The organism is Streptomyces sp. NPDC091682, assembly GCF_044756625.1.
Lineage (GTDB): Bacteria > Actinomycetota > Actinomycetes > Streptomycetales > Streptomycetaceae > Streptomyces.
This window is the reverse complement of the sequence record NZ_JBIVTH010000058.1, coordinates 1-8,338: the sequence shown is the minus strand read 5'-3', so window position 1 is coordinate 8,338 and position 8,338 is coordinate 1. Positions and strand designations below refer to the sequence as shown.

Sequence of the window (8,338 nt, the reverse complement as noted above, 5' to 3'; positions counted from 1 at the left end):
ACCTGGACGCTCACCACGGCCACCGCATAAGCGAGAGGGCCTCCCGGCCTACGGCCGGACGGCCCTCCAACAAGATCTTCACGAGTCTTCTAGACCGCCAAGTCGAGCCCCCGGAAGGGAAACTGCCCTCCAGAAGCCAGTTCCGAAGCGTCACCCATCGACACAGAGGCATCACGCTAGGTGCGGAAAGGGGTCGCTCAGTCACATCTCCCGGACCAGTCACGGACCAGACTCCCGCCCGAGGGCGAGGCAGGCGAAACCCTCTGACACGCATGGCGGCACGGCGCAGCGGAACAGCTCAGGCTTTGCCACGCGCTCCGCGGCAGCCGCCGTGTCCTCGCCACACTGTCCTCCGTCCGGCCCCGCTGGCAGGTACACGCGACGCTGGTTCCGCGACCGGCCAGACCCCCAGCGCTCTGGCGACCGGCCGCACGGGCCGGCCTAGTAGTGCACCACCTGGTGCGACCCACTCGATGAAGCCCTCCCAACCGCGGCCCCTCGTCGGCTGAGTGCGCGGGGGCTGGGCTGGGCTGGGCTGGGCTGGGCTGGCACAGCGTGACCGTCGTCGACGAGCCAGCGCGGGCACGAGCACCAGCGATCGCGAGCAAATCGGGCAGCCCGTGCATTCGGTGAGCCACTCCACGATTTCGCCGCAGGAGGCTGCGCGGCGATCTTCGGGCTCGATAGGGTGGCCCGTGTCGGCACCCCAGGTCCCGGCGCAGGGTAAAAGCGGGAGGTGGGGCGGGTGTCGATACCTGCGCAGCAGGCGATGGAGCACGCCCTGGACGTCGGCGGTCGCCTGGTCGATCTCACCCGGAGGGAAAGCCGCGGCCATGGGCAGGTGTGCCCATGGGACCTGGTGGTGACCATCGGCCAGAGGCCCAAGGACCGCGCCGCGGCCGCCTGGGTCATCGCGGACGAGGTGATGCAGGCCCGCACCGACCTAGACGATCATGCCTACCAGCTCTGGCGCGACCACGTCCTGGCCGGCACCACTTTGGCTGGCCCCGACCACGCGCACGTCCTTCTGTACGCGGGTCCTGTGTTTGAGGCCAACGACGACACTGGTGTTACCGGCTACGTGGGCGAATGGCTCTGGTACCTCACCACCCGTGACCTCCCCCCTGAACCCGGACGCAGCGTGGAAATCCTGGACCCGCCGTCGTCAACGGTGACCGACAGCGGGCCCGACGGACTGCTGATTCACCGCGTGCCCGGCAGTGAGCTGGGGTTCGTCTTTCGGCTGTGGGAGATGAAGAAGTTCACCGCGGAGAAGACGAAGCCGAGCGACACGATCCGCAAGGCATGGCAGCAGCTGAACACCTGGGGCGCACGGTACCTGGGTCAGATCTCGTGGGGAGGACGGGAGCTCGCCCCCGACACCCGGGGGTTTGTCGCTTCGATGGCGCGGCAGTGGGTGGATGCGAAGGAGTCGGGCAGCGGCGGGGTCAGCGTGGCCATCAATGCCGCGGACACCCCGGATACGGCCTTCGAACGTTCCCACTTGCACTTCACCACCCATGCCCACGCGGGCGCACTGCAAGGCTTGGTGGTGGCGATCGAGGATCTTGAGGACTTCGCCAAGACCGTAAGGAGGTACGTGTGGAGCGCACTCTAGACCCGGAGGTGCTCGCATCTGCGCTCGGCGAGTACCGGGTGGGCGGGGTGCTGCCCAGCGCCGCGGACCTGCTGGCGGCGATGACCGAGTTGGAGGTCGCCGCGTTCCGCGGTGAGCGGGAGATTGAGGACGAGACGCTCGCCACCGCATGGTTTCTGCACGGCCTCGCCGCACTGGACCCGGATACTCCCGGCTACGACGCGGTACGTGTGCGACAGGCCTTCGCCACCAGCGCGCACCTGATGGACCTCGCCCTCGGTGACGACCGGCGTCCGGCGGTCGAACGGCTCCAGATCGCCTTCGCCGCGCAGGCCGGATACCGGCGCAGCGAGCAGGACCCGAACGCCACCGCCGTCTACAGACAGATCAGCTCTCTGATCGACTTCACCGGTGAACTCCGCCTGCACATCGGCACCCTCGCGGTGGAGGCTGGCGTGGTCTTTCTCAGCTTCGATCGGCCGGAGCTGGGCCGGGCGCTACGGGCGTGGCGGCGGCAACTGCGCGGGGTACGGGCAGTGATGCGCCGCGAGTCCCTCACGGGGACCATGTATGGGCCCGCGGAGGCCGTCGTTGAGGCGGTCTTCCGTCTGTACCAGTTCCTGGGGTTCGGCGAGGAGCAGGATCTGCTGTCCGCTCAGCGGCTGCTCATGGACGTGATGACGGAGACGGCCGGCCGTGGTGACCGGCTGGCGCGGTGGGTTGCCGCGCACCTGTTCCAGCTGAGCGGGGAGATGTCGGCCAGCAGCCTGTACCAGCTACTTCCTCCGGGTACTCCCCCGGCCGTGGCGCGGAGCTTCGCGTTGTCGAGGCCGCCGGTGATGACGCTCTGGCCGCCGCAGCGCCAGCTCCTGAAGCTGGAGCGCGGCAACCCGCTCGATCCGGCGACGTCACGCAGCCTGATCAGCGTGCCGACCAGTGCGGGCAAGACACTGATGGCTCAGCTGGTGATCTGCTCGCACCTGGCGCAGCGCCCCGGGCGCGTGGTGTACGTGTCGCCGATGCGCAGTCTCGGGCGTGAGATGCGCTCGGCCCTGCGAGGCCGACTGCGGGTGCTCGGGCGGCGCTTGGCCGCGGAGCAGCCGGAGTTCCCACTGGGCGCGTGGGCCTCGTCAGCCGAGTCGGACGGTGCGGACGTGGAGATCGTCACCCCCGAGCGGCTCATGCACATGATCCGCAACAACCCCGGCGAGGCGCTGGCCGATGTCGGGCTAGTCGTCGTCGACGAGGCCCACCACCTGGGCCAGGGCAGGCGCGGCTTCGTGCTGGAGAGCCTGCTCGCGCTGCTGCAGGCCCGCAGCGACGTCCGGCTGGTGCTGCTGTCCGCGGCCGTCGGTAACAAGGGCGACATCGCCTCGTGGCTCGACCCGCAGCGCCCCGAGCGGGAGGTCTACTTCACCGACACTTGGCGAGGCCCGCGCCGAATGCACGGCCTCATGTACCCGAACCTGATGGCTGAGCAGGCCGAGCTGGCGGAGCGGCTGCCGACGGCGAAGCATGCCTCGCCGGTGCTCGCCACCGTACCGGTCGAGACCCTTCTCGCCGTCCGGCCGACCGCCTCCTCAACCATCGCCCGGCTGACCACCGGCGAGGTGGGAACGCGGCGCTTCGCCGGCGCCGCAGGGCGGTGGACTGCCCGGACTCGCCTTCCGGGCGGGATCGCCGACTACAAGATCTTCGCCGCCGGCGCCGCGGAGCTCACCGCCTCCGGCAGCGTCCTAATGGTCGTCGGCACCAGGCGCGAGGCCCGTGACGCGGCGCTCGCCATCGCCGACCGCCTGCCCGAGCGATCCGAGGCCACGGCCCTGACCGACTATCTCGCCGACACCCTCGGCGAGGAGCACCCACTGGTGCGCTGCACCCGGCACGGCGTCGCCTACCACCATGGCGCCCTGCCCGAGGACGTCCTGCATGCCATCGAGGGCGCTCTGCGCCGCGACGATCTCCTGGCGATCGCCAGCACCAGCACCCTCACCGACGGCGTCAACCTGCCCGTGCGCACCGTCATCGTCCACCACAAGGTCGACGGCGACCCGCTCACCTACGACGGCCAGCGCGCCCTATCCCCTGCCGAACTCCTCAACGCCATCGGCCGCGCCGGGCGGGCCGGCCGGGAAAGCGAGGGCTGGATCTTCCTGACACGCCCCTACCCGCCCCACCCCACCGAGTTCGACATCCTCAACCCCGACCCGGAGCAGCTGCGCGTCGTCTCCACACTGCTAACCAGCGATGCCCTGGCCGATCTCGCCGCCGCCGAGGACACCCTTCGGCAGGACGCCGACGGCGTCTTCGCGCTGGCCGACGGCGTCGCCGCGGACTTCGCCTCCTTCGTCTGGCTCGTACTGCATCTCCACGCTGCCTCGCCGGCGCCGCAGGGGGGACCCCTCGACATCCTGGACTCGCTGTTCGCCCTGTCCCAGACCGGTAACGGGCGGACCACCAACCGGTGGCTCTCAATCGCGGACCAGGTCGCGGCAGTGTTCGAGACCACCGACCCCGGCCCGGCCGGCAGGTGGGCTGGAACCGGCACCAGCCTGGGGTCGGCCCGCTACCTCGACTGGCTCGGAAACACCTTGCCGTGCTGCTCAACCGGGATGTTGTGGACGACGCCACCCGAACCACCGGCGGCGGCTGGCGCTCTGAACCGGCGGAATGGCCGCTGCAGCGCACCCTCGACTTCCTCACCGAGCACCAGGTCTTCGACCGCTTGCTCGAGCATCTCCCGGAGGTCACCAAGACCTGGAGCTTCAAGGACAAGGAAACCCGGGGCACGCAGATGAACGTCCCGGTCGCCCCTGCCCTCCGCGAGTGGATCTCCGGCACCGCGATCCCCGACCTCGCCCGCTCCTGGCAGCCTGACATTCCGGCTGCGTGGGCGCTCGAACAGGCGGTACGCAATATCAGCACCGCCTTCGGGCACGCCCTGAGCTGGACCGTCGGCGCCTTGATCAACCTGGTCAACACCAGCCCCGATCTCTCCCCCGACGCGCCCAGGCTGAACCAGCACACGGCCTGGCACATCCGGCACGGCGTCGACACCGAACAGGCCCTGACCCTACTTACCTCCGGCGTCACCTCCAGGCGCATCGCGCACCTCCTCGGCCACGACGCCGCCCGTCTCAGGCACCGGTCGGCCGACCTCCGGCGGTGGACCGCCCAACACCACATCGACGGCTGGGCGCAGCAGTACGGGGCGAGCGACTACGAAATCCAGGACCTCCTCGACTACGTCCGCACTCCTTCCGACCCGATCAACCGGCTCCTCGACGACCGCGCCACTACCACTCCGCTGACCCGGCTGGTACCGGGAACGCCCGACGGGCCGGTCGACGTCGCACGACCCAGCGAACGCCACCCGACCATCCGCATCGACCGCGACCAGCACCAGGTGGCGACCGTGCCTGCCGACCGCCACCTCGACGTCCTTGCGATGCTCGAGAGTGGCCTCGACCTCGACCACCGCCTCCACGACGGGCAACTCGTCACCACCCGCCGCAGCCGGTAGCCACCGGCCCGCTAGTGCTGTGACCGGGAAGGTTCGCCGGGTTGAGGACGCTGGGCAGCTCGGTGTTGTCAGAGGGAGGCTGATGATGTTCCCAGCCGGTCACAGCTCAGGGACGGGGGAAGACATGCCATCGGCATTGGAACGCCTCCAGGCACTGCTCGGGGAGCCGGAGGAGGCGTGGGGCTGGCCGCGCCGAGAGGTCTGGGAGGCCTCCGAACAGCACCTCGGTGTCACGCTGCCCGCGGACTACAAGGCCTTCATGGCCGTGTACGGGCCCGGAACCCTCGACGGGTACCTCCACCTCGACCGGCCGACTGGTCTCATGGCCCCTGCCGAACTCGAAGACTTCTGGTCCCTGGAGGCCTGGCGCGATGCACGGGGAGGGTGGGAGGACCTCTACCCCTTCCCCTTCCACCCCGACCCTGGTGGGCTCATCCGCTGGGGCCACGACGAGCACAACAGCGAGTACTACTTCCTGGCCAGCGACCCAGATCCGGGCAACTGGGAGATCGTGGTCGGCAGCGAATGCGCGGAGTGGTACCGCACCAGCGGCACTTTCACCGACTTCCTGATGCGCTGCTTCGACGGCCTCGACCGGGCGCCGTTCATGGACCGCGCCTGGCCCGGAGGCGACGCCCGCTACGAACCCTTCGACATGTAGTGCTGTGCCCGGGATGGGTTGCCAGGTCCGGGCGATCAGGCTGCGGCCGGCAGTGGCCTGCCGCCCCAGCGGAGACCTCGTTCGCTGCGGATGCGTGCGCGTTCGCGTCGTTGGGCGGCCAGGACGTCGGGGTGGCGGGCGTTCTGGTTGCGCCAGCGCAGGTAGGCGTGCAGGGCCCGGATCTGGACGGTGTGGTTCGGATGGTGGGAGTTGGCGAGGGTGAACTGCCGCAGCGGCCCGAAGTGAGCCTCGATGGGGTTGGCCCAGGATGCGTAGGTGGGTGTGAAGCACAGCTCGACCTTGTTCCTGGCCGCCCACCTGCGGATCTTCCAGTTCAGGTGGGCGGAGAGGTTGTCGAGGATCACGTAGATCGGGCCGCCGTCCGGGCGGGCTGCTCGGATCGACCGCAGAGCGGCCCAGATGTGGTCGATGCCTTTGCGTCTATGGTTGACGCCCCACAGCTTGTCGTCGCCGACGGAGTAGCAACCGTGGAAGTAGGTGATGCCGTGGGTGCGGCGGTAGGTGGCAGGCAGCCGGTGGGGGCGGCCCTGTTCGGCCCAGCAGGAGCCGGCGATGGGGCGGATGCCGAGAGGCCCGAACTCGTCGAAGGCGAACGTGCGGTCCGGACGCTCGTTGACCGCGTACTCGATCCGGGCGAGCTTGGCGTCGAAGGCCGGGTCCGGGGATTCCTTCCAGGTCTTCGTCCGCTGGAAGGTGATCCTGCGGCGGGCCAGTAAGCACCGCAGGGCCTCGCGGCCGATCCGGACGGGCCGGGCTATGTTCCTGCGGAGGTGATCGACCAGTTTGCGGACCGACCAGCGGGTGAAGGGCTTGCCCAGCACGGTGGGCCGGGTGGTGGCCGTCTGGATGACGAAGTCCTCGTCGTCACTGCTCAGCAGGCGAGGACGGCCTCCCGCCCACTGAGGGTTGAGGCATGCGAGCCCGATCTCGTTGAAGCGGTGGATCACGTCCCGGACGGTGTCCTCGTCCGCCTGGACCAGCCGAGCGATCACCGGAACCGTGCTGCCGCCGGCCGAGGCCAGAAGCATCATCGCCCGCCGAAACCGCACCGAGGTCGTGCTGCCCCGCCGCACAGTCTGCTGAAGCTTCCGCCCCTCCTGCTCCGTCAGCCTCCGGACCTTGACCGGTGGTGCCATCCCGCCTCCCCTGCTGGTTGGAAGCGTCAACACTTCCAACCAGCACAACGAGCAACCCGGTGAACCTATGCGGTCACAGCACTAGACGGTGCCGTGCGGCACGGGCTCACGCCACCGGGAGGGAGAAGGCGAGGGTTGTGCCGCCCGTCCGAGCGGGTGTGGCTCCGAGCCCGCGAATGATCTTGAGCATTCGAACGTTGTCCGCACCCGTCACGATGACCAGGGAGGAGCATCCGAGGTTCCGGGCCGTCGCGCGTGCCTGCGCTGCGAGTGCCGTTCCGAGCCCGCGCCCCTGCCAGCCGTCTTCGATGAGAAGGCCGAGCTCGGCCGTGCTGGAGTCCGTGGTGCGGACAAGGTTCATCGTGGCCACGACGTCGTGGGGGCTGTGCCGCGGGTGGGAGACCCATGAGCTGGCCCGGTCCGGGTTGGTGAGGTGGCTCCACTCTGCGAAGCGAAGGTCGCGGCGGGCGCTCTGGTATCGGGCGAAGCGCGATGCCAGGGAGCTGCGGTTGTGAAGCTGGTTGACGGCGTCGTAGTCGGCGAGTGTGGCGGGTCTCGTGGTCGTCTGGGTAGCAGCGTGCTCATAGGTCCAGGGCACGGTGTGCGAGGCGATGGGTTTGGCAGCGTAGAGGGCGTGGGTGGGCACGGTTGTCCTCGGCTCGTGTGGCGGGGCAGGGGGTGGCGCTGTGCGCACCTTGTCGGACGAGGGTGGCGGCCTCGGGCCGACGCGGGGGCTACTGCCTGGGGTCCCGGCACAAGGACTTGGCCCTGCGTGCCTTGTGACGGTGCGACGGCGGAAGACGGGCGGGGGGTCCGGCATCCGCCAGCACGCCGAGCCCCCGGGCCTCCTGCCTGTGGGCGGGATGCTGTGGGACTTGACGTTCGGATCTTGCGGTTGGGCGTGTCGGTCGGGGTGCGACCCAGCCTCCGAGGTGGTTTTCGCCAGCGGAGATTGCTCGGGGCCATACGTCTGCGAATCCCGCCAACGCCGGTGGCAGACAGGCGGAGTGAACGTCCAGCTGCTAGCCGTGAGCCTGGACTGCGAGGGGACCGGCGGCCAGCACTGTCGTACCGATGAGTGCCTTCCGCCACGGGACGGGCGGGCTGCTGCCGTCACCGGGGCGGATTCGCGGCGCGCTCGGGACGGGCCGCGGTAACACGGTGCACGGTGGACCGTCGCAGCCGTCCTCGGCGTTCGGCCGGGGCCCGTCTCTTGTGGCAGGCCGCCCGCGCGTGGCCGTCGCGCGGGCGGCGCCGGTGGATCAGTTGCCTTGTCTGTGCTGGGGGGAGGGCAGCTTGGTCTGGATCAGGTCCATGACCGAGGAGTCGGCGAGCGTGGTGACGTCACCGACCGCGCGGTTCTCCGCCACGTCGCGCAGCAGACGGCGCATGATCTTGCC

Annotated in this window: 6 protein-coding genes; 4 read left to right on the top strand and 2 right to left on the bottom strand. The window is 69.6% G+C overall.

Going from position 1 to position 8,338, the window contains the following annotated elements; all coding sequences use genetic code 11:
* Positions 1 to 745 precede the first annotated feature (745 nt).
* The 4 genes from ACIQK6_RS42910 (at position 746) to ACIQK6_RS42895 (ending at position 5,781) form a co-directional block, all read left to right on the top strand.
* On the top strand, positions 746 to 1,618 hold the full coding sequence (locus tag ACIQK6_RS42910) for a hypothetical protein (protein ID WP_329105057.1): 873 nt from the start codon (positions 746 to 748) through the stop codon (positions 1,616 to 1,618).
* The gene (locus tag ACIQK6_RS42905) at positions 1,603 to 4,395 is read left to right on the top strand and encodes a DEAD/DEAH box helicase (RefSeq protein WP_402697807.1); all 2,793 of its coding nucleotides are present in this window, start codon (positions 1,603 to 1,605) and stop codon (positions 4,393 to 4,395) included. Before ACIQK6_RS42910 ends, ACIQK6_RS42905 begins: the two co-directional genes overlap by 16 nt.
* Positions 4,323 to 5,120 (top strand): hypothetical protein, encoded by a 798-nt coding sequence (locus tag ACIQK6_RS42900; RefSeq protein ID WP_402697806.1) that lies wholly within the window; start codon positions 4,323 to 4,325, stop codon positions 5,118 to 5,120. The genes ACIQK6_RS42905 and ACIQK6_RS42900 overlap by 73 nt, the downstream gene beginning before the upstream one ends.
* A 124-nt stretch (positions 5,121 to 5,244) precedes the next feature.
* Positions 5,245 to 5,781, top strand: a complete 537-nt coding sequence (locus ACIQK6_RS42895; RefSeq protein ID WP_402697805.1) for an SMI1/KNR4 family protein — start codon at positions 5,245 to 5,247, stop codon at positions 5,779 to 5,781.
* A gap of 35 nt (positions 5,782 to 5,816) precedes the next feature.
* Here ACIQK6_RS42895 and ACIQK6_RS42890 read toward each other — a convergent pair whose 3' ends face one another.
* Both ACIQK6_RS42890 and ACIQK6_RS42885 read right to left on the bottom strand, forming a co-directional pair.
* Positions 5,817 to 6,938 carry an IS630 family transposase gene (locus tag ACIQK6_RS42890; protein WP_402697804.1) on the bottom strand — a complete coding sequence of 374 codons (1,122 nt, stop codon included), beginning with the start codon at positions 6,936 to 6,938 and terminating at the stop codon, positions 5,817 to 5,819.
* A gap of 106 nt (positions 6,939 to 7,044) precedes the next feature.
* The gene (locus tag ACIQK6_RS42885) at positions 7,045 to 7,584 is read right to left on the bottom strand and encodes a GNAT family N-acetyltransferase (protein ID WP_402697803.1); all 540 of its coding nucleotides are present in this window, start codon (positions 7,582 to 7,584) and stop codon (positions 7,045 to 7,047) included.
* Positions 7,585 to 8,338 lie beyond the last annotated feature (754 nt).